The 19,853-nt window shown below is 69.6% G+C and carries 18 protein-coding genes; 9 read left to right on the top strand and 9 right to left on the bottom strand.

The features are described from left to right. Positions 1 to 54: 54 nt before the first annotated feature. The gene (gene recC / locus NCO8_RS01875; RefSeq protein ID WP_067635879.1) at positions 55 to 3,555 is read right to left on the bottom strand and encodes an exodeoxyribonuclease V subunit gamma; all 3,501 of its coding nucleotides are present in this window, start codon (positions 3,553 to 3,555) and stop codon (positions 55 to 57) included. A 190-nt stretch (positions 3,556 to 3,745) separates the two neighbouring features. Here recC and NCO8_RS01880 point away from each other — a divergent pair, with 190 nt between their 5' ends. The 4 genes from NCO8_RS01880 (at position 3,746) to NCO8_RS01895 (ending at position 7,422) form a co-directional block, all read left to right on the top strand. Continuing rightward, the gene (locus NCO8_RS01880; RefSeq protein ID WP_067635881.1) at positions 3,746 to 3,952 is read left to right on the top strand and encodes a hypothetical protein; all 207 of its coding nucleotides are present in this window, start codon (positions 3,746 to 3,748) and stop codon (positions 3,950 to 3,952) included. A gap of 77 nt (positions 3,953 to 4,029) precedes the next feature. Further along, on the top strand, positions 4,030 to 4,923 hold the full coding sequence (locus tag NCO8_RS01885; protein WP_084456367.1) for a serine hydrolase: 894 nt from the start codon (positions 4,030 to 4,032) through the stop codon (positions 4,921 to 4,923). A 60-nt stretch (positions 4,924 to 4,983) separates the two neighbouring features. After that, a complete protein-coding gene (locus NCO8_RS01890) occupies positions 4,984 to 6,402 on the top strand; it encodes an NAD(P)/FAD-dependent oxidoreductase (protein WP_067491953.1) in 1,419 nt (472 codons plus the stop codon). Between the two features lie 177 nt (positions 6,403 to 6,579). Then, on the top strand, positions 6,580 to 7,422 hold the full coding sequence (locus NCO8_RS01895; protein WP_245655204.1) for a hypothetical protein: 843 nt from the start codon (positions 6,580 to 6,582) through the stop codon (positions 7,420 to 7,422). Positions 7,423 to 7,478: 56 nt separating this feature from the next. Here NCO8_RS01895 and NCO8_RS01900 read toward each other — a convergent pair whose 3' ends face one another. The 4 genes from NCO8_RS01900 to NCO8_RS01915 all read right to left on the bottom strand — a co-directional run bounded on the left by NCO8_RS01900 (position 7,479) and on the right by NCO8_RS01915 (position 11,227). Beyond that, entirely contained in the window at positions 7,479 to 8,144 is a 666-nt protein-coding gene (locus NCO8_RS01900; RefSeq protein ID WP_067635883.1) for an urease accessory protein UreD, read from the bottom strand. Continuing rightward, positions 8,134 to 8,841, bottom strand: a complete 708-nt coding sequence (gene ureG / locus NCO8_RS01905) for an urease accessory protein UreG (RefSeq protein ID WP_067635885.1) — start codon at positions 8,839 to 8,841, stop codon at positions 8,134 to 8,136. The genes NCO8_RS01900 and ureG overlap by 11 nt, the downstream gene beginning before the upstream one ends. 21 nt (positions 8,842 to 8,862) lie before the next feature. Beyond that, entirely contained in the window at positions 8,863 to 9,660 is a 798-nt protein-coding gene (locus NCO8_RS01910; protein WP_067635887.1) for an urease accessory protein UreF, read from the bottom strand. Between the two features lie 97 nt (positions 9,661 to 9,757). Beyond that, positions 9,758 to 11,227 carry an MFS transporter gene (locus NCO8_RS01915; protein WP_067635889.1) on the bottom strand — a complete coding sequence of 490 codons (1,470 nt, stop codon included), beginning with the start codon at positions 11,225 to 11,227 and terminating at the stop codon, positions 9,758 to 9,760. Positions 11,228 to 11,318: 91 nt separating this feature from the next. Here NCO8_RS01915 and NCO8_RS01920 point away from each other — a divergent pair, with 91 nt between their 5' ends. Further along, positions 11,319 to 11,990, top strand: a complete 672-nt coding sequence (locus tag NCO8_RS01920) for a TetR/AcrR family transcriptional regulator (RefSeq protein ID WP_067491940.1) — start codon at positions 11,319 to 11,321, stop codon at positions 11,988 to 11,990. Between the two features lies 1 nt (position 11,991). Here NCO8_RS01920 and NCO8_RS01925 read toward each other — a convergent pair whose 3' ends face one another. Next, complete coding sequence (locus NCO8_RS01925; RefSeq protein ID WP_067635891.1) at positions 11,992 to 13,209, bottom strand: DUF418 domain-containing protein; 1,218 nt, start codon at positions 13,207 to 13,209, stop codon at positions 11,992 to 11,994. 318 nt (positions 13,210 to 13,527) lie between these two features. On the opposite strand from NCO8_RS01925, the gene NCO8_RS01930 reads away from it, so the two are divergent. The 3 genes from NCO8_RS01930 (at position 13,528) to NCO8_RS01940 (ending at position 16,200) form a co-directional block, all read left to right on the top strand. Beyond that, a complete protein-coding gene (locus tag NCO8_RS01930; RefSeq protein WP_067635893.1) occupies positions 13,528 to 14,514 on the top strand; it encodes a zinc-binding dehydrogenase in 987 nt (328 codons plus the stop codon). Between the two features lie 132 nt (positions 14,515 to 14,646). Further along, a complete protein-coding gene (locus NCO8_RS01935) occupies positions 14,647 to 15,870 on the top strand; it encodes a cytochrome P450 family protein (RefSeq protein WP_067635895.1) in 1,224 nt (407 codons plus the stop codon). Positions 15,871 to 15,981: 111 nt separating this feature from the next. Beyond that, positions 15,982 to 16,200, top strand: a complete 219-nt coding sequence (locus NCO8_RS01940) for a hypothetical protein (protein WP_067635896.1) — start codon at positions 15,982 to 15,984, stop codon at positions 16,198 to 16,200. A 1-nt stretch (position 16,201) separates the two neighbouring features. On the opposite strand, the gene NCO8_RS01945 is transcribed toward NCO8_RS01940, so the two are convergent. Then, entirely contained in the window at positions 16,202 to 17,413 is a 1,212-nt protein-coding gene (locus NCO8_RS01945; RefSeq protein ID WP_067491930.1) for a pyridoxal phosphate-dependent aminotransferase, read from the bottom strand. Between the two features lie 93 nt (positions 17,414 to 17,506). Between NCO8_RS01945 and NCO8_RS01950 the strand changes: the two genes are divergently transcribed. Next, positions 17,507 to 18,079 carry a winged helix-turn-helix transcriptional regulator gene (locus tag NCO8_RS01950; RefSeq protein ID WP_067635897.1) on the top strand — a complete coding sequence of 191 codons (573 nt, stop codon included), beginning with the start codon at positions 17,507 to 17,509 and terminating at the stop codon, positions 18,077 to 18,079. A 67-nt stretch (positions 18,080 to 18,146) separates the two neighbouring features. Here the strand turns inward: NCO8_RS01950 and NCO8_RS01955 are convergent, their stop codons facing one another. Further along, the gene (locus NCO8_RS01955) at positions 18,147 to 18,818 is read right to left on the bottom strand and encodes an O-methyltransferase (protein WP_067635898.1); all 672 of its coding nucleotides are present in this window, start codon (positions 18,816 to 18,818) and stop codon (positions 18,147 to 18,149) included. Positions 18,819 to 18,857: 39 nt separating this feature from the next. After that, positions 18,858 to 19,853, bottom strand: a complete 996-nt coding sequence (locus tag NCO8_RS01960) for a WXG100 family type VII secretion target (protein WP_067635900.1) — start codon at positions 19,851 to 19,853, stop codon at positions 18,858 to 18,860.

The following is a 19,853-nucleotide window of genomic DNA, read 5'->3' on the forward strand; positions in this document are numbered from 1 at the left end:
CTCGCGCCCAGCCCGCCTCGGTCGCCCACAGCGCCCCCACGGGCAGCGATGTCTTCATGGTTGCCCCTGATTTTCGGCGGCGAGCAACGGGCCCCACCAGCGGCGGGCGATGGCACCGAAGCGGGTGGTCTCCGGCTCGCCGGGGCGGGCGGGTTCGGCGATCAGCTGCTCGAAACGTGGTGCGCGGCCCCAGATGTAGCGCAGGTAGCGGTCGGTGTGGTCACCGAATTTGTCGGGGCCGTTGGGGCCGCCGTCGAAGGCGTGTTCGGCGGCGAGCAGGGCGTCGGCGACGCTGTCGCCACGGAAGCGACGTTCGGCGTAGGCGGCGGTGGCGGTGGGCCCGACGGGCAGGGGTTCGCACAGGCCCTCGTCACGCAGACGGACCAGATCGCGCAGGATCGCCAGTGCCGCAGGTGGTTCGGGTGCGGTGATGATCGACCGGGCGACGGGGCGGCTGCGGAACTGGCCGCGACCGGTGCTGATCGCCCGCCACGACCGGTCCTCGGTGGCAGCCAGCGCGAGCAGCGAAACCCACGCTGCCAGACGATGTTTGGGGGCCAGGCGGGAATACGTGGTGCGGACGAGGGTTTCGCCACGAACTTCGGGGACGGTACCGGCGAGGGTGCGACCGTTGCCCAGGTCGACGGCGATGTCCACCGCTCGCGGGCTCGCCTCGTAGTCGGGCAGCGCGGTGCGCACGATGGTGTCGACCGTGCCCTCCACCTCGTCGAGCACGCGGGTGCCGAAACCGAAGGGCGGCAACGTCCCCCGTCGCCATTCGGCCGCGCGCAGGCCCGCCGGGTCGGCGCCGGTGAGGCGGGCGGTGAGCATCCGCTCCCCCAGGTCCCATTTGGCCAGGCCGTCGAGTTCGATGGGCAACTGGTCGGCGATGTCCTCGGATTCCTCGGGGACCCGCAGCCCGAGCCGCTGCCACAGGAACGCGCGCACCGGGTGTTCGGCGAACGCGATCAGTTCGGCCAGTGCCACGTCCGCGGGCGGGGCGGGCGGGAGTGGTTCGGCGAGCAGCGGTGGGCGCGGGCGGGACGGACGTGCGGCAGCGCGGGCGCCCGCGAGGGCGACGGTGTCGAAGCTGCGTGGGCGCTCCGGTGCGAAATTGCGCCGGTCGAAGGCCTGGAGCGGATGGCGGATGTGCACGTCGGACATCGCGGCCGAGCCCACGTGGGTGGCGAGCACGTCGAGCAGTTCGGCCACCGGGACAGCGGGCGGGCGGGCCGCGCCGGTGACCGGGTCGGCGCCGGTGTGCAGCACCAGCAGCTGTTCGGTGGCGGCCATGATCGCGTCGAGCAGCAGCTGCCGGTCCTCGCTGCGGGCGTCGCGTTCACCGATCAGCGGGTCGCGGGCCAGCAGGTCGTCGCCGTCGACGCTGCCGGTACGCGGGAAGATGTCGTCGTCGAGGCCGAGCAGCACCACCACCCGGTGCGGCACTGATCGCATGGGGACCAGCGAGCACACCGTGAGTTCACCGGTGCGGAAGTTGGCGCGGCCGGGTGCGCCCGCGAGCCGGGAGGTCAGCAGCACCGCGACATCGGCCAGGCGCAGCGGTGCGTCACCCGCGTGCTCGGTGGCGGCGACGATCTCGCGGCGCGCTTCGGCCCGGATCCAGGCGTAGGAGTCCGGCACATCGGTGAGCAGCTCGAGCGCGCGCAGCAGCACCGCCGTCCACTGGGCGGCGGGACGGGGACCGCGCAGGTCGCGCAGGCAGACCGCGACCCGGTCGACGAACTCGGCGAAGCGCCCCGCCAGGTCGACGTCGTTGGAGTCCACGTCGTCGAGGGGCAGGGCAAGGTCGAGCCAGTCGTCACCGGACTCGTCGGCGGTGACGCCGAGCAGGATGCGGTCCACGGCGGCGTTGAGGGTGTTCTGGGCGAAGTCGGCCAGGCCGAACGCCTCTCGCTGGCGCTGCCCGATACCCCAGCGCGCACCGGACTCGGCGGCCCAGCCACGCAGTCGTTCGATGTCGTCGTCGTCGAAACCGCAACGGCGGCGCACGCTTTCGGCGGCGGCCAGGTCGAGGACCTGCGTCACGGTGACGCGCCCGTCGGCCAGTTCGAGCAGATCGATCACCACCGCCAGCATCGGGTTGGTCACCGCCCTGCCCCGGTCCGCCAACCGCACCCGCAACTGATGGGCCGGATGCTCACCGGCGACCGGCTGATCCCCGGTGCCCGCCCCGCGCTGCCCGAAGGCTGCCCGCACCAGCGGAGCATAGGCCTCCACGTCCGGGCACATGATGAGCACGTCGCGCGGTTCCAGCGTCTGATCGGCGGTGAACGTGCGCAGCAACAGATCCCGCAGCACCTCCACCTGCCGGGCCGCACCGTGACAGGCGTGCACCTCGATGCTGCCGTCCGGCGCCGCCCCCGCCTCCGGGGCACGGTCATCGCGGATCGCGCACTGCACCCGGCCGAGTAGGGTCGTCGAATCGAGTCGCGCCGGGAGATGACTATCGCTGTCCAGCAACGGTTTCAGCCGCTGCTCCAGCTCCCGGACATCACGGCCGAGGCCGGCGAGCAAGGGGTGCGAAACGTGATCCGCGGTCCGATCGGCAGACCGGGGCGACGCCGAAAAGTTCTGAAACTCAGCTGGATTCGCCCGCGCCGGCCCATCCCGATCGGCGACCGGATCCGAGCCGTCCCCGACCGGTGGACCACCGGGAGACTCGAGATCGAACCGCGCAACCGCAGCTGTGCTCGGCGAAGCCGTACCGGACCGCGGCGACGATGCGTCGCCGGTGCCACCGCACCCGGCAGCATCGGCGAGTGCCGTCCACAGCACCGGACTCGGATGTGCCAGCCACAGGTGCACATCGCGATGGGCGGCGAGGGCGGTGAAGACGGCGAGCTGGTCGGCGGGCAACCGGGTGAGACCGAACAGCGACAGGCGCTCGGGCAGGTCGACGGACGCGGGGTCGGCGCGCAGCCGGGCACAGGCGTCGGCGAGCCGTTCGGCGGGGCTCGGGGAGCCGATGGCCGTGCGCAGCGCGCGCCACAGCTTCGGCTGCCACGCCAGGTCGTCGGGCACCGGGCCGCCCGCGCCGTCGCCGTCGTCGCCCGCGACCCAGTCGAGCAGCACGCGCGGGCGCTGGGCGGCGTAGGAGTCGAACAGGGCGGCCAGGTGGGCGGCGGTCGAATAGCGCCTGCCGAGCCGGTGATCGCCGCCGGGCAACCCGAGATGGCGGGCCAGCACCGCCGCCCACGGTTCGGCGGCCACCTCGTCGATCACCCGCAGCACCGACCACACCACCCGCTGCCCGGACCATGGGTCGTCCTCGGCGGTGATCCCGTTCGCGGCGGCCAGCACGTCGGCGACCAGCGCGGCAGGTGACGGGAAGGAGATATTGGCGGCTACCCCGTCGCCTGCGCCGCCCACGCCGAGCACACCGGACAACCGTTGCGCCAGCCAGCGCTCGACACCTTTCGCGGGAACGGCGACCACCTCGGTGGCGAAAGGATCACCGGGCGCAACCGCGAGCACCTGCCCGAGACCGTCGGCCAGCGCGTCGGCGCGTTCGGCGCGATGGAGGTGCAACGGCATCCGTCGTTTATACGCCCAGCGACCGACCCGCAATCATGCGACCCCGCCCGCACCCCCGGCAAGGGCTAGTGAAATAGACCACACTGCAACGCGTTACCGGCCACGCCTGCGCCGGGACGAAACCGGGGCGTGGGACTCTGCTGGCTCGGGTGGGACGGTTCGGCCGCAGTACGAAAGGCGGGTTCGGTTCATGATCGCGCAGGTGATTGCCCTGGTTCCCGACGCCGGATTCGTCGTCCGCCGCGCAGGCGCTTGCTGGGAACTCATCAATTCCCGGCGATACGGCCCCGACCAGGTGCTGCACACCTGGCCCCTCGATCGCCACGGCGAGGCGTTCGAGCACTGCCACCGGCTCAACGGCTGCCCCATCGCCACCCCGCACGCCGCGCATCACTGATCGCAATCCCGCTGTGCCACAAGGCCGATTTGTGACGATTCGGCAGCGAAGGGTGCGCCCGGGCCGCCGATGTGCCAGTGTGGTGCCTCGTGCGTGACCGTTCCCCCGCCACCCGCGTCGTTTCCCGGGTCGCAGCAACAGCTTGTCTCCTCGCCGCCGCGGCCGCCCTCACCCCGGGCGTCCCCGTACTCACCGCCACCGCGCAGGCCGCGCCGGTCCTGACCCAGGCGTGCCTGTCCGGATTCGACTGCGACATGAGTTCGCGGATCGCGCGCGTGAACAGCTACCTGGCCGGCCGCCCCGGCGTCGTCGGCTACGTGCTGCGCGACCGCGTCACCGGCGGCATCTACGCCAACGAACACGCCGAGAACCAGGTGTGGACCGCCTCGACGATCAAGCTGGCCATCGCCGCCGACCTGCTCAACCGGGCCCGCGTCGGCGCCATCGCGCTGTCGCCGGAAGACCGGGGCAATATCGAGGCGATGCTCGCCACGTCCAACGACCAGGCGACGGATGTGCTGTGGCACAAGTACATCGGCTTCGACCGGATGGCCTACAATAACGCCTTCCGCGCGTACGGCATGGTCAGCCTGATCCCGCAGCCGACCAACACCGCGCTGTTCCCGGACTGGTCGTTCCAGAAGTGCACCGCCGCCGACCTGGACCGGCTGATGAACACCATCCTCGACACCATGCACCCCGACGACCTGGCCTACCTGCTCGACCGGATGCGCTCGGTCGACTCCAACCAGCACTGGGGTGTGTGGGGCGCCGGTGCGGCGATGCGACCCGGCCTGAAGAACGGCTGGTCGGCCGAGGCCGACGGCTGGGTGGTCAACTCGGTCGGCGTCGCGGGCGAGGGCGAGCGCTATACCCTGGCCATCATGAACGCGCTCGGCGCCGACGGCGGCTACACCGAGGGCGCCGAGACCGACACCAAGGTCGCCCAGCTGCTCCTTGCGGGTCGCTGAGGCGGCACGTCCCGTAAGGTCGGTTCTGTAATCACCCCAGTCAGCCGAGGAGTCAGGACGATGAGCACTCAGTCTGTCGGGAACCAGCGGCACCGCGTGGTGGTGATCGGATCCGGGTTCGGCGGGTTGTTCGGCACCCGGCACCTGCGCAGGGCCGATGTCGATGTCACGCTGATCTCCAAGACGTCGACCCACCTGTTCCAGCCGCTGCTGTACCAGGTGGCGACCGGCATCCTGTCCACGGGCGAGATCGCCCCGGCCACCAGGCTCGTGCTGCGCAAGCAGAAGAACGCGCAGGTGCTGATGGGCGATGTGATCGACGTCGACCTGAAGAACCAGACGGTCACCTCGCGACTGCTCAACCGCGACACAGTGACTCCCTACGACAGCCTCATCGTCGCCACCGGCGCGCAGCAGTCCTACTTCGGTAACGACCACTTCGCCACCTACGCGCCCGGCATGAAGACCATCGACGATGCCCTCGAACTGCGTGCCCGCATCCTCGGCGCCTTCGAGCAGGCCGAGCTGGCCGAAACCCAGGAGGAACGCGACCGGCTGCTCACCTTCATCGTCGTCGGCGCGGGCCCCACGGGTGTCGAGCTGGCCGGGCAGATCGCCGAACTCGCCGACCGCACCCTCGACGGCACCTTCCGCACCATCGACCCGCGCGACGCGCGCGTCATCCTGCTCGAGGGCGCGGGCGCGGTGCTGGGCCCGATGGGTCCGAAGCTGGGTGCCAAGGCCGCCAAGCGGCTCGAGAAGATGGGCGTGGAGATCCAGCTCAACGCCATGGTGACCGATGTCGACGCGCACGGCGTCGTCGTCAAGGACAAGGACGGCAGCACCCGCCGCATCGAGGCGATGTGCAAGGTGTGGTCGGCGGGCGTGCAGGCCAGCCCGCTGGGCAAAATGATCGCCGAGCGTTCCGACGGCACCGAGGTGGACCGGGCCGGTCGCGTCATCGTCGAGCCCGATCTCACGGTCAAGGGTCACCCGAACGTCTTCGTGGTCGGCGACCTGATGTCGGTGCCGGGTGTACCCGGCCAGGCCCAGGGCGCGATCCAGGGTTCCACCTATGCGGCCAAGGCCATCAAGGCCGGGCTGAAGGGGCAGACCCCGGCCGAACGCAAGCCGTTCAAGTACTTCAACAAGGGCTCGATGGCGACGATCTCGCGTTTCGACGCGGTCTGCCAGATCGGCAAGCTCGAGTTCAGCGGGTTCCTCGCCTGGCTCGCGTGGCTGGCCCTGCACCTGTACTACCTGGTCGGCTACCGCAGCCGGATCGTCACCGTGATCGGCTGGTTCGTCTCCTTCCTCGGCCGCAACCGCGGTCAGATGGCGGCGACCGAGCAGTGGGTGTTCGCGCGCCTGGCGATCGAGGAGGTCAACTCCGACGTCTCCGAAGCCGACGAACTCGCCGCCCACCTCGGCGCCCCACCGTCGGGGCGCAAACAGATCGACGAGCGCAAGTCCGGGTAGCACACCTGCCCGAAAGCCGGATGGTTCCTTCGAACCATCCGGCTTTTGTCGTCTCCGGTTACCTTCCGGCACACCGATATTGCGGGCTGCCGACGTTTCGGACCCATCCGCCCACGGCACCGGTCCGAATGTCGGAGGTCATATGTGTGACCAAATCCCCCGGATGAAAGGTGATCTATGGCGACGGGGAAACACAGGGCGCCGAGCCCGCAGCGACAGAAGGTCGGTTCGGTCGTCGCGGCGGGAGCGGTACCCCTGGTCATGGCCCTGATCGGCACGGGCACCGCGAATGCCGATCCCGCGCAGGCGGCGGTGACGCAGCCCGAACAGCAGCCGATCGCACCGGAGTACGACGCGGTCGCGCCCAATGCCGCCCCTTACGTGACCGCGCCGAAACCCGCGAACACGCGCAGCTCGCTGCCGTGGGCACGCACGGGCCCGGAGACCGATTACCTGTCTCCGGTCGGCCCGCTGCACCTGCCGACCGCGGTGGCGCCGGTTCCGCCGATCCTGCCGCCGCCGGGCCAGTTCCGCTTCGGTGACCAGCAGGTTCCGGTGCCCGATTTCGTTCCGGTGGAGACGTCGATCCAGATCAACGACGCCTCGGCCAACACCGAGGCGAACCTCGCGACGTTCCTCGACTCGATCGGGCTCGAGCGCAGTCGCTCCGACCGGATCGCCCAGGAGACCCTCGGCACCGCCGCGCGCGGTGCCGCAGTCGGGTCGACGGTGGCGATTCCGGCCGCGATGATGGGCAGCACGGTCGGCGCGGTGGCCGGGCTCGTCACCGGGCTCGTCTTCTTCCCGGTAGGCCTGGTCGCGGGCCCGATCCTGGGCGGAGTGGCCGGATACATGGCGGTGTCGGTGCCCGCCACGATCGTCGGTGCCGGCGTGGGCGCCGTGGTCGGTGCGACGAACGGTTTCCTCGCGCCGCCACGCGGAATGTCGCCCGATGCCGTCGACGGCGAGGACGCGCTCGAGACGGTCGAGGCCGAGGACAACGAGTCGGCCATCGCCTGATCGTCGGTGTGCCGGGTGGTGGGAGTCGGATACGTCCGGCTCCCACCACTTATCGGTTAACCGACCGCAACCGGTGCGTGCAGGCGCGCACTCGTGCGGGTCGCCAGGGAGCCGCCCGCGGCCAGGGGCAGCCGGACCGCGTCCAGGCCGCCCGACCAGGCGGGTCGATCGTCGGGATAGCGCAATTCGCTGTCGAGCGCTCGCGCTGCGCTCAGCCGGTCGTCGGCAGACGTGCCCGCCCCGAGTTCCAGCCGGTGCCGCAGCAGCGGCAGCTCCCCCACGTCGGCGATCAGATCACCGCGCCAGCCGCCGCCGTCCTCACCGCTGCGGCCCAGCTGGATCCGTTCCCGCAACCGCAACCGCGCTCCGACGCCGAGCACGACGGTGGTCACCGCGTGATGATGTGCCCCGCCCGCGACGATTGTCGGCTCCGGGTCGAAATCCAGCTCCGCCTCCGCACCGACCTCGAAGTGCCAGCGCGCCGAGGACACCGGAGTCGTGGTGCTCGGCAGGGCGATCGTCGCCGCCACCGAGCGGACAACTAGTCGCGCACCGGGAAGCACCACCACGCGGATGTCGAGTTCGTCTCCGCCGAGCGGGGTGGCGGCGGTGCCGATCAGGTGCACGGTGTCGGTGCCGGTGTGGCGCCCGGCCAGGCCGCCGATCGCCTCGATGCGCGGCAGGCGGCCCGGTGCGGCGACGATGCTCAGTTCAGTGTGCAACGCCCGCGGCCGCGTCCTGCTCGGCGACCACGCGCAATTGTTCACGCACCCAGGCGAGCACGGGGGTGGCGGCGGGGTCCTCGGTGAGCGAGATCAGGGCGGTCGGCCTGCCCTCGCGCACCTTGGCGGCGTCGCGCTCCATCACCCCGAGGTCGGCGCCGACCAGCGGGGCGAGGTCGGTCTTGTTCACCACGAGCAGGTCGGAGAAGGTGACACCGGGGCCGCCCTTGCGCGGCACCTTGTCGCCGCCCGCCACGTCGATCACGAAGATCTGCACGTCGATCAGGCCGGAGGAGAAGGTGGCGGTGAGGTTGTCGCCGCCGGATTCGACGAGGATCAGGTCCAGCGGCGGGTTGGCCGCGACCAGGTCGTCGATGGCGTCGAGGTTGGCGGTGATGTCGTCGCGGATGGCGGTGTGCGGGCAGCCGCCGGTCTGCACGGCGGTGATCCGCTCGTCGGGCAGCACCGCGTGGCGACGCAGGAAGTCGGCGTCCTCGGTGGTGTAGATGTCGTTGGTCAGCACCGCGAGCGAGAGCTCGTCGCGCAGCTGCCTGCACAGCGCCGCGACCAGCGCGGTCTTGCCCGAGCCGACCGGGCCGCCGATGCCGACGCGCAGCGCCTCACCGGGAACCCGATCGCGCTTGGGCCGGTCGTGGCTGTGATCGTGCGGTTCACCATCGATCAGGTGCGGCGGCATGGGAACTCCTTCATCTCGGGATCAGGACGCGAACAGTGGCATGTCGCGGTGGAGGTGACGTTCGGCGAGCGCGTCCTGCAACGGGTCCGACAGCGCGGCCAACCCCGTGGCGGCCTCGGCGGCGACCCGGTCGCACAGGGGTGCCAGGCGCAGTGTGCTCGCCGCGATGGCGGCGGGGTCGAGGGCGAGCAGGCGCTGGGCGGCGGTCGCGGCACCGGTGAGGGTGGTGTAGACGACGACGCCCGCCAGTTCCCGGGGATCGGCACCGCAGGCCAGCCCGACCATGCCGAACACTGTCGGCAGGTGCGGGCGGGGGCCGACCGCCGCCCAATTCGAATAGGCGCTCTCGCCGGGGCGCCCCCCGAAGCTGTCTCCGCTCCCCAGCGTGCCGGCATCGAGCAGATCGGTCGGATCGCTGTGGTGCGCCGACCGCGAGTCGTCGCCGACCATCGCCGTGCGGCCGGACGAGCGTGCTTCGACCGGGTTCGGCCAGAGCTGTTTGGCGAGTCTGAGAAGGCCGCGACCCTGGGCGCGAGACGCGGCGCGCGCGGCGGGAGATGGCGTGCGAGCATCGGTTTCGAGGTCGGCACGGTCGGGGGCGAGCGTGCCCGCGCACACCGCGGCGGCCAGTGACGCCGTCACCAGTCCGGTGGTGGCGATGCGGCGGCGCAGGTAGACCTCGACACTCGCGGCGTCGCGCAACAGTCCCGAGGCCACAGCCTCTTCCACGCCGCCGGAGTGCACATGCCCGCCGATGGGCAGGCGCGAATCGGCGAGGGCGAGCAATGTCGCCAGGCCCGTCGCACCCTCGTTTCGCATCCGACGATCCTATGCAAAGCCGTCTCCAGGACGCGCGGCGAGCCGACTCCGACCGAGCGCCGGGTGGTAGTCCTCACAGCGAGCGCGGCGGATTCCGTCAGCGAGTCGATCGCGCCGACCGCCAGGCGAGCGCGGCCATCGCCAGCAGCAGCAACGCGCCACACGTGGTGGCGACATGCATGCCGCTGACGAACGATTCACGAGCGGCGTTGGCCAGGCCCGCATTGCCATCGGAGTGCGCGAGGGTTTCCCCCAGCGTTTCGTCGAAGTCGCCGCCGGAGCGGAACACCAGCGCCGCCAGCGAACCGAGCAACGCGAGCCCGAGCGCGTTGCCGAGTTCGAAGCTGGTCTCCGAGATTCCGACCGCCGAACCCGCACGCTCGGCAGGCACCGCCGACACCGCCACATCCGACACCAGGGTGAAGGAGATGCCGTATCCGACACCGGCGATCACCGAACCGGCCACGTACCAGGCCAACCCGCCGTCGACACCGACGCCGAGCAGCATCAGATTGCCCACCGCCGACGCGACGAGCGCCAGGGTGAACGCGGCCCGGACCCCGATCCGCAACCCGAGATTCGCCCCGCTCATCGAGCAGACGAACACGGCCACCGCCATCGGAATGCCGAGCAGCGCGGCCTGCAACGGGTCGCGCCCGGTGACCGACTGCAGATACACGCTGGTCAGGTAGCTCATCGCGGCCAGCGACATCATGCCTGCCATGCTGGCGCCGATCGCGACCCGGAACAGCGGCCGGGTGAACAGCGACAGGTCGAGCAGCGGTTCGCTGAGATGACGCTGCCTGCGCACGAACAGCACGAGCATCACCGCACCGATGGCCGCGATCACCAGCGAGACGAGATCGAACCCGTCGGCGGCGATGTGCTTGATGCCGTAGACCACCGGCAGGATGCCGCCGATCGACAGCGCCACGCTCGGCAGATCGATCGGGCCGAGGGTCGTCGAGCGGTGCTCGGGCAGCAGGAACGGTCCGAACAGCAGCAGGATCGCGAGCACCGGGATATTGATGAGGAACACCGAACCCCACCAGAAGTGGTGCAGCAGGAGGCCGCCGATGATCGGGCCGACGGCCGAACCGCCCGCGAAGAACGCCGTCCAGATGCCGATGGCGGTGGCGCGCCTACGGGCGTCGGGGAAGAGCGTGGAGATCAGCGCCAGGCTCGACGGCAGCAGGGTCGCACCACCGATACCCATCAGCACGCGCGCGGCGATGAGGATCGGGGCGCTCGGGGCGAACGCGGCGAGCACCGATGCCACACCGAACACGGCCGCGCCGGCGAGCAGGATGTTGCGCCTGCCGATCCGGTCGCCGAGATTGCCCATCGTGATGAGCAGGCCGGCCAGCATGAACCCGTAGATGTCGAGAATCCACAGCTGCTGGGAGGCGGTGGGGTCGAGGTCGCTCGTCAGGGTCGGCATGGCGAGGAACAGCACCGAGATGTCCATCGACACCAGCAGCACCGGCAGCAGCAGCACGCCCAATCCGAGCCATGCGCGGCGTCCACCGGCGACTGCGGTGGGCACCGCCGGTTCCAGCTTCGTCATTCCGAGTTCCTTCCCAGGGTATGCGTACGGCGTACGCGAGGCACCGGTACAGTGTACGCATTAAGACCGGATGACGAAAGTGAGTCATGGGATGACTGAGGCCAAGCTCACCAGGGCGGCGATCGTCGACGCCGCGATCGCCCTCGCCGATGCCGACGGCCTCGACGCGGTGTCGATGCGGCGCATCGCCGATCGGCTCGCGGTGGGGACCATGTCGCTGTATCGGCACGTGGACAGCAAGGACGAACTGATCGCGGCCATGACCGACGAGATCGCCGCCCGGCATCCCTATCCCGACCCGACCGGGCAGAACTGGACCTGGCGCGACCGGGTGCGCATCGCCGCGGAGATCGACTGGCAGCTTTACCAGCAGCATCCGTGGGTGCTGCTGACCTTCGCGGTCCCCCGCTACAGCTTCGGCCCCCAGGGGCTGGCGAGCCTGGCGTGGCTGGTGGCGGGCCTGCGCGAGTTGGAGGTGTCGGCGCGCGAGGCCACGACCATGGCGTTCACGGTGTGGAACTACATCTCGGGCGCGAGCCTGCCGGTGGTCGGTGGCGCCCTGCTCGCCGACAAGCGCACCGCGACCGACGACCCCAACGGTCTGCGCGATCTGCTGGAAGGCACACCACAGTTCCCGGTGCCGCCCGCCTTGGCGGACCTGGAGGGCGCGGGAGTGAGCGAGCTGACCTCGCAGGATCTGCTCTACCTCGGCCTCGACGCACTCTGCGACGGTTTCGCCGCGCGCGCCGACCGGTCCGGTTAGGTCATCGAACAGGCTGCGCCGCAGCCGCTTTCGGTTTCCTCCAGGCGGGCACTGTCAGATAGGTGGCGGCGCGCAACACCCATTCCACCGGACCGTAGGGATGGTGACGCAACCACCAGGCACTGAGCGCGAGCTGGGCGGCGAAGGTGACCAGCGCGAAAAGCACGACCACCGGCGGCGCGACGGTATCGGCGAGGGCGAAACCGTATCCGGTGTAGACCACCATCAGCACCACCGACTGACCGATGTAGTTGGTGGCCGCCATCCGCCCGGCGGGCGCGAGCACGGCGAGATACCGGCCGGTGCGCGGCGAGCCCGCCAGCCGCAGAACCAGCGCGACATACGCGAAGGTCATGGCGGGCGCGATGAGGTACTGGAATCCGTGGACGAGAACCGGCGGATGCCACCAGTCCATCAACTGGGCGAAGGTCATGGCCGAGATCGGGAGCCCGAGTCCGAACCCGACCCACAGCACCCGGGGCGACCAGCGCGCGATGGTCGCGGCGTCCTCGAACAGATTGCGTTTACCCGCCACCATGCCGAGCAGGAACATCGCCAGGCTCGGCACGCCCTGGCCTATCCAGATCAGGATCGCGAACACCGGGGCGACGGAGGTCTGGGCGGCGAAGGTGTCGGCGAAGCTGCCGGTGAAGTCCGCCGACATCTTCGGCAGGTCCAAGAACAGGCCGAGGCCGAGCGTGCCCGTGCCGCTCCCGGGTAGGAAGGCGAAGACCGACCACAGCGAATACAGCACGATCGCGGTGATGACGGCGGTACGGGCCGAGAGTTTGCGCAGGGCGATCAGCAGCAGGCACAGCGCCGCGTACAGGGTGAGGATGTCGCCGACCCACAGGAAGTACACGTGCAGCAGGCCGATTCCCATCAGCGCCGCGCACCGCCGTAGCAGCCGCCGCACCGGTGGTGCCCCGGCCCGTTGGGCCGCCGCTATCTGCAGGGTGAACGAGTATCCGAACAGGAACGCGAACAGCAGGTAGAAACGCCCGGTGAACAGCGCGTCGACGCCCGCGCGGACCAGCTGATCGGCGGTGCCGTCGAACAGCGAACGCGGGTCCTCGCGGGTGCCGACGGCCGACCACAGGGTGGTCGCGATGATCACATTGGTGATCAGAATGCCGAACAGGGCGAATCCGCGCAGGATGTCGACCTCGCCGATGCGGCGGCCGGAAGATGCCGCGGGGGAAGGGATTCCGGCTGTCATGGACCGAGAGTAGGCCGGAGCGTCTCGCCGGTCGTCCCCCGAAAGACCGATTCGGTGGGGCTACCGCAGGGTGCATCGGTCACCCTTGCGGCGTATTGACACGGGCGAATTGTGCGCGGACGCGATGGCGAAAATTTCGCATACGGGCCGATCGGCACAGCCTCGCATCCTGCGCTGAGGTGGTCCGAGGTGGGCTGCCGTCGGCCTCTGCGCCGAGTGCGCGAGACGCGCGACCGGGCCGTGCGGAGTCGGGGAAGTGCGGCGCGGTGGAAGAATGGGCGCATCGTGCACGACTCGCAACCAGCTTCGGAGGCGGACATGCAGGCAGTGGTGATCGAACGATTCGGGGAGCCGAAGGACGTACTCGCGGCACAGACCGTGCCCGTGCCCGAACCGGGACCAGGTGAGGTGCGGCTGTCGATGACGCTCTCACCCATCCACAACCACGACCTCGCCATCGTGCGCGGGGTATACGGCTACAAACCCTCACTGCCCGCGATTCCGGGCACCGAGGCCGTCGGCATCGTCGACGCGGTGGGCCCGGGCGCCGACCGGGTGCAGGTCGGGCAGCGGGTCGCGGTGGCCGGGGCGCGGGCCGCGTGGGCCGACTACTTCGTCGCGCGCGCCGACCAGGTGGTTCCTATGCCGCCGACGGTGCCCGACGAGACCGCCTGTCAGTTGCTGGCCATGCCGTTGAGCGCGCTGATGCTGCTCGACGACCTCGCCGTGCAGCCGGGTCAGTGGATCGTGGTGAACGCCGCCAACGGCGCCGTCGGCCGGCAGGTCAACCTGTTCGCGAAGCAGCGCGGAGTGCGGGTGCTGAGCCTGGTGCGCGGACCCGGTTCGGTGCGGGCCCTCGAGGACCTCGGCTACGGCCCGGTCCTCGACACCGAGAGCGACGGGTGGGCCGACCGGGTGACCGAGGTGACCGGCGGCGAACCGATCGTGCGGGCCGTCGACCAGGTCAGCGGTCCGGCTGCGGCCACGCTGATGTCGCTGCTCGCCCCGCGCGGTGAACTCATCTCCTTCGGCGCGCTGTCGGGTAAGCCGATGGTCATCGACACCGGTGCGGTGATCTTCAAACAGGCTGTGGTGAAGGGTTTCTGGGGTCAGCAGCGCAGCGCCGAGATCGACCGCGCCGATTACGTGCGGCTCATCACCGAACTGGTCGGGCTGGCCGCCGACGGCACACTGCGCCTGGAACTCGACGGTGAGTTCCCCCTCGACAAGGCCGGTGACGCGGCCGTCGCCTCGGAAACGCCGGGACGCAACGGCAAGATCGCGGTACACGGCTCGGCTCGCTGACACGGATCGGCGAAAACCGCGTTCCCCAGGCGCGGTTTTCGCCCATCCGAACATCACCTGCCACAAGGGAATTCGGTAATTCCGGTGCTCACTTTCGGCGCGTCGCCGCGGCCACCCCGGTACCGTGACGAAATGGCCGACACCACCACCGCCGCCGCCCCTGTCGAGACCATCGGCGCCGACTTCTTCGACGACCCGCACGCCCACTACCGCCGCTGGCGCACCACCGGGCCGGTGCATCGGGTGCTGTTCCCCGACAATGTGATCCGCTGGATCGTCATCGGTCATGCCGAGGCGCGCGCCGCACTCGCCGACCCTCGGCTGCGCAAGGACACGGTGCGTGCCGACGAGATCCTGCGCGCCAAACGCGACGGCACCCCCACCGACGCCAACACCATGGTGCTACTGCAACACATGCTGAGCACCGACCCGCCCGAGCACACCCGCCTGCGCAAACTGGTGAACAAGGCGTTCACCACCCGCCAGGTGGCGGCTCTGCGTCCCCGCATCGAGGAGATCACCGAGAATCTCCTGGAAGCGATGGACGGGCACGACGAGGTCGACCTCATGCAGGCCTTCGCCAATCCCCTTCCGGTGACGGTGATCTGCGAACTGCTCGGTGTTCCCTTCGACGACCGGGACGACTTCCAGGCCTGGACCCGGTCGCTGGTCGGCGTGGTCGGCGAAGAGGAGGGACGACCTGCCGCCGCGGCCGCGATGGCGGCTTACCTGTCAAGTCTGGTGCGCGCCAAGCAGTCCCGGCCCGCCGAGGATCTGCTGTCGCAGCTGGTGCTCGCCGACGAGGGCGGCGACCGGCTCACCGACCGCGAACTGGTGTCGATGGCGTTCCTGCTGCTGGTCGCCGGGCACGAGACCACCGTGAACCTGATCGGCAACGGTGTGCACGCCCTGCTGCGCGAGCCCACCCAGTGGGCGGCACTGTGCGCCGACCCGGTGGGTGTGCCCGAGGCCATCGAGGAGTTCCTGCGTTTCGACGGGCCGGTCGACATGGCGACGCTGCGGTTCACCGCCGAGCCCGTCACTCTCGGCGGTGTCGAGATTCCTGCGGGTGAGATCGTGAACGTCGCCCTGGCGGCCGCCAACCGCGACCCCGCCCGATTCACCGACCCCGATACGCTCACCGTCGACGGGCCGACCGCGGGCCACCTCGCCTTCGGTCACGGCATCCATTTCTGCGTCGGCGCACCGCTCGCCCGCCTCGAGGCCGAGATCGCCTTCACCGCATTGCTCCGGCGCTTTCCCGACCTGCGCCTGGCAGACCCCGCCGCCACCATGCACTGGCAGACGAGCACGCTCATCCGCGGGCTACTCGACCTCCCGGTCCGGCTGCGGTGAGTCCTTCTGTCTCGTGGCTGCGCTCAGCCCTCGTCACTGCGCCGAAGTCCGCGGGCACGCCCCGGGCGTAGCATCGGGGCCGAGACGTCATCCGGGAGACAGGGGCCGATCATGCCGAAGAAGTTCGCCGCCGCGGCGCTGATCGTCTGTGCTGCGGCGTTGCCGGTACTCGCCGCACCGGCCGCCTCTGCCGAGATCCCCGGGCCGAACCGCCCGACGGTCCACACGGGGTCCGGCGAGCTGGCCGACGCCATGGCCGGGCTCGTCCTCTGCCTCATCCAGCTACCGCCCTCGGCGTCCGGCGACTCCGGGCAGGGCTGCCCGACCTGACCTACTGCCGGTAAGTAGCCAGGAAGCGGCCGATGCGTTCGATGATGGCCTCGAGTTCGTCGGCGTGCGGCAGGGTGACGATGCGGAAATGGTCGGGACGCGGCCAGTTGAAGCCGGTGCCCTGCACGATGTGCAGCTTCTCCTGCAGCAGCAGGTCGAGCACGAACTTCTCGTCGTCGTGGATGGGGTACATGTCCAGGTCGATGCGCGGGAAGGCGTAAAGCGCGCCCTTGGGTTTCACGCACGAGACACCGGGAATGGAGTTGAGCGCTTCCCACGCCCGGTCGCGCTGTTCGCGCAGCCTGCCACCGGGCAGAACCAGATCGTTGATGCTCTGATACCCACCGAGCGCGGCCTGGATCGCTTGCTGCGCAGGGACATTCGCGCACAAGCGCAGACCGGCCAGCATGGTCAGACCCTCGAGGTAGCTCGCCGCGTGCTGAACGGGGCCCGACACTACGAGCCAGCCGGAACGCAGACCGGCGGCGCGGTAGTTCTTCGACAGGCCGGAGAAGGTCAGGCACAGCAGATCGGGAGCGAGCGAGGCGACGGCGGTGTGCTCGAGGTCGTCGTAGTAGATCTTGTCGTAGATCTCGTCGGCGAACACGACGAGGTTGTGCCTGCGGGCGATCTCGAGGATCTCGCGCAGCACCTCGGGCGGGTACACCGCACCGGTCGGATTGTTGGGGTTGATGAGCACGATGGCGCGGGTGCGGTCGGTGATCTTGGCGGTGATGTCGGCCAGGTCGGGGTACCAGTCGGCGCCCTCGTCGCACAGATAGTGCACCGGGGTGCCGCCGTTGAGCGCGGTCGCGGCCGTCCACAGCGGGAAGTCGGGGGCGGGCACGAGGACCTCGTCGCCGTTCTCGAGCAGCGCCGTCATCGCCATCATGATGAGCTCGGAGACACCGTTGCCGAGGAACACCTGTTCCACGTCGACATCGGGCACGCCGAGCGTCTGGTAGTACTGCACCACCGCGCGCCGGGCCGAGAGCAGGCCCTTCGACGAGGTGTAGCCGGTGGAGGCGGGCAGGGTTCGCACCATGTCCTGCAAGAGGTCCGGCGGCGCGTCGAACCCGAAGATCAGCGGATTGCCGGTGTTGAGCTTCACGACGTGATGCCCCTCGGCCTCGAGCCGGGCGGCTTCCTCGGCCACCGGACCGCGAATCTCGTACGACACTCCCGACAGCTTGCTCGACTGCTTGAACTGCATGGACTTCCCTCCGCGATGTGGTTGCCGCACACACTACTTGGTTTTTCCAAGATCTCACTTGGATTTTCCAAGTATCAGGTTAGAGTGGGAGCCGTGTCACGCCGAAGCTACGACCATTACTGCGCCGTCAGCCGCGCACTCGACCTCGTCGGGGACCGGTGGAGTCTGCTCGTGATCCGCGAATTGTGTTCCGGCCCACGCCGTTACAGCGATCTGTTCGCCGACCTGCCCGGGATCAGCACCGATATGCTCGCGACCCGGCTCAAAGGGCTGGAACGCGACGGGGTGCTCACCCATCACCGCAACGGGATGCGCTCGAGCTATGAGCTCACCGAGCTGGGCCGGGGGTTGCGGCCGGTGCTCGACGCACTGGCCGGGTGGGGTGCGCCGCTACTCGGCGAGCGCAACCCCACCGACGCGGTGCGCGCGCATTGGCTGGCGCTGCCGCTGGGTCGTGCGCTCGCCGAGGTGGTGGGCGAGGGCACGGTCACCGTGCATATCGGCGACACCGTGCTGCACTACGTGCGCACCGCCGAGGGCATCACCCACCACGACGGACCCGCGCCCGCGTCGGACCACGAACTGCGGCTCGACCTGGCCGAAGCCATCGACATCGCGACCGGTGCGCAGCCGCTGACGTCCGGGGCGCTGTCCCCCGCGCGCTGACCTGCGCGACCGTCGCGGTATCAGCGGACAGTTGCCTCCGGATCGGCGCCGTCTCGAGGCGGTACCGCTAGGCCTCCGGGCCGTTGACCACCGCGTAGGCGAAACCGTCCCATCCTTTGGCGCCGACGGTCTGGATCACCGTGGCATCGAGGCTGGGTTCGGCAGCGAGCAGGTCGATCAGGTCGCGGCTGGCGCGCACGTTCGGGTCGTCGGAGTGTTCGTCGGCGACGGCGCCGCCGCGCACCACATTGTCGACGATGATCACCGAGCCGGGTCGGGTCAGCCGCAGCGCCCACAGCACGTAGTTCGAGTTGTTCACCTTGTCGGCGTCGATGAACACCAGGTCGAACGGTTCACCGCTGTCCTCGGCGACCCCGGGCAGGGTGTCCAGCGCCGCGCCGACCCGGATGTCGACCCGGTCCCCCACCCCGGCGCGGTCCAGGTTCTCGCGCGCCACCTTGGCGTGGCGCGGCTCGAATTCCAGGGTCACCACGGTGCCGCCCTCGCCGACGGCCCGCGCGAGCCATTCGGTGCTGTACCCACCGAGGGTGCCGATCTCGAGCACCCGGCGTGCCCGCGCGGTCCGGGCCACCAGGTTCAGCAGCTTCCCCTGCGGCGGCGACACATCGATCGCGGGCAGGCCCGCGCTCGCGTTCGCCTCGAGTGCGGGCACCCCTTCCTCCCCGACGAGGGTGCTGACGAGATAACTGTCGACATCGGCCCACTCAGTGCTTGTCATATGCGCAGTCTGCCACCAACTCCCGTCGCACATCGGCAGCTATTTCGCCGATTCCACCCCGGCGACGCCGCGCACCAACTGCACCGCGCTCTGCGCCATGGTCTTCGTCGACACCAGTGCCTGGGCGAGTTCGATCAGCATCTGGGACACCGACATGGTGGCCAGCGAGATGTCGGCCAGTGCGCGGGCGATGAGCGCCGGAGTCGCGGTGCCCGCCGAAGCGATGAGGATCGCGGTCGCCTCGAGCAGCATGCCCGCCAGGCTGCTGAGGATCTCCACGACAATGCTTCGCACCGTTTCGACAATCGACTTCATCGCCTTGTTGCAGTCGGCGAGAATCTGGGACACCGCGGCCTTCTCGGCGATCGTGCTTGCCATCTCGGTCGCCTTGGCGCGGTAGGCCTCGGCGGCGCAACCGGTCCACTCCCCGATGCCGGTGTCGACGGCGGCGGCCAGCTGCCCGGCTGTGGTGGTGAGGTGGTCGGCGATCTTCTTCCACGAGTCCGAATACGCCTGGACCATATCGGGATTGCCGGTGATGGAGTCGAGCGATTTGCGCATCGGTTCCACGTGTTCGAGCATCCAGCTCATCAGTTGCGAACCGAGGAAATTGAACGGGTCGAACTTCGCCAGGGCGGACGTGCCCTTGACGGCCTTGCCGATGGTCTGTGCGGCGGAGGACCAGTCACCGGCGGTCGACCCGGCCTTGGTGATGGCGTCGATCTTGTCGGTGGTGGACCCGCCGTTGGCGAACGCGTTGTAGAGACCGTATCCGGCCTCGAAGCTGTCGCCCTGCAGGGTGCCCTTCAGGATGCCCGGGTTGGCCTCCGGCCCGCCGCTCTTGTCCTCGATCCCCGGCACACCCATGTTGGTGAACAGGAAATTGGTTTCCTGGTAGTAGGTGTCGCGGTAGTTGGTTCCGTCGGCCAACAGGTCGTTGTCGGGTGCTGGCGCGTCGTCGAAGGTGTCGACGGTGCCCGGCAGCACCGAGTTCTCGTTGAGGAAGGTGCCGAGGGCGGTCGGTTGGTCGGCCAT

This window comes from Nocardia coubleae NBRC 108252 (assembly GCF_001612805.1).
Classification (GTDB): Bacteria; Actinomycetota; Actinomycetes; order Mycobacteriales; family Mycobacteriaceae; genus Nocardia; species Nocardia coubleae.

Coding starts and splice junctions, on each gene's coding strand:
- recC (WP_067635879.1), bottom strand. CDS start 3,555: ATGCCGTTGCACCTCCATCGCGCCGAACGCGCCGACGCGCTGGCCGAC.
- NCO8_RS01880 (WP_067635881.1), top strand. CDS start 3,746: ATGATCGCGCAGGTGATTGCCCTGGTTCCCGACGCCGGATTCGTCGTC.
- NCO8_RS01890 (WP_067491953.1), top strand. CDS start 4,984: ATGAGCACTCAGTCTGTCGGGAACCAGCGGCACCGCGTGGTGGTGATC.
- NCO8_RS01895 (WP_245655204.1), top strand. CDS start 6,580: ATGGCGACGGGGAAACACAGGGCGCCGAGCCCGCAGCGACAGAAGGTC.
- ureG (WP_067635885.1), bottom strand. CDS start 8,841: ATGCCGCCGCACCTGATCGATGGTGAACCGCACGATCACAGCCACGAC.
- NCO8_RS01910 (WP_067635887.1), bottom strand. CDS start 9,660: ATGCGAAACGAGGGTGCGACGGGCCTGGCGACATTGCTCGCCCTCGCC.
- NCO8_RS01915 (WP_067635889.1), bottom strand. CDS start 11,227: ATGACGAAGCTGGAACCGGCGGTGCCCACCGCAGTCGCCGGTGGACGC.
- NCO8_RS01920 (WP_067491940.1), top strand. CDS start 11,319: ATGACTGAGGCCAAGCTCACCAGGGCGGCGATCGTCGACGCCGCGATC.
- NCO8_RS01925 (WP_067635891.1), bottom strand. CDS start 13,209: ATGACAGCCGGAATCCCTTCCCCCGCGGCATCTTCCGGCCGCCGCATC.
- NCO8_RS01930 (WP_067635893.1), top strand. CDS start 13,528: ATGCAGGCAGTGGTGATCGAACGATTCGGGGAGCCGAAGGACGTACTC.
- NCO8_RS01935 (WP_067635895.1), top strand. CDS start 14,647: ATGGCCGACACCACCACCGCCGCCGCCCCTGTCGAGACCATCGGCGCC.
- NCO8_RS01940 (WP_067635896.1), top strand. CDS start 15,982: ATGCCGAAGAAGTTCGCCGCCGCGGCGCTGATCGTCTGTGCTGCGGCG.
- NCO8_RS01945 (WP_067491930.1), bottom strand. CDS start 17,413: ATGCAGTTCAAGCAGTCGAGCAAGCTGTCGGGAGTGTCGTACGAGATT.
- NCO8_RS01955 (WP_067635898.1), bottom strand. CDS start 18,818: ATGACAAGCACTGAGTGGGCCGATGTCGACAGTTATCTCGTCAGCACC.
- NCO8_RS01960 (WP_067635900.1), bottom strand. CDS start 19,853: ATGGCCGACCAACCGACCGCCCTCGGCACCTTCCTCAACGAGAACTCG.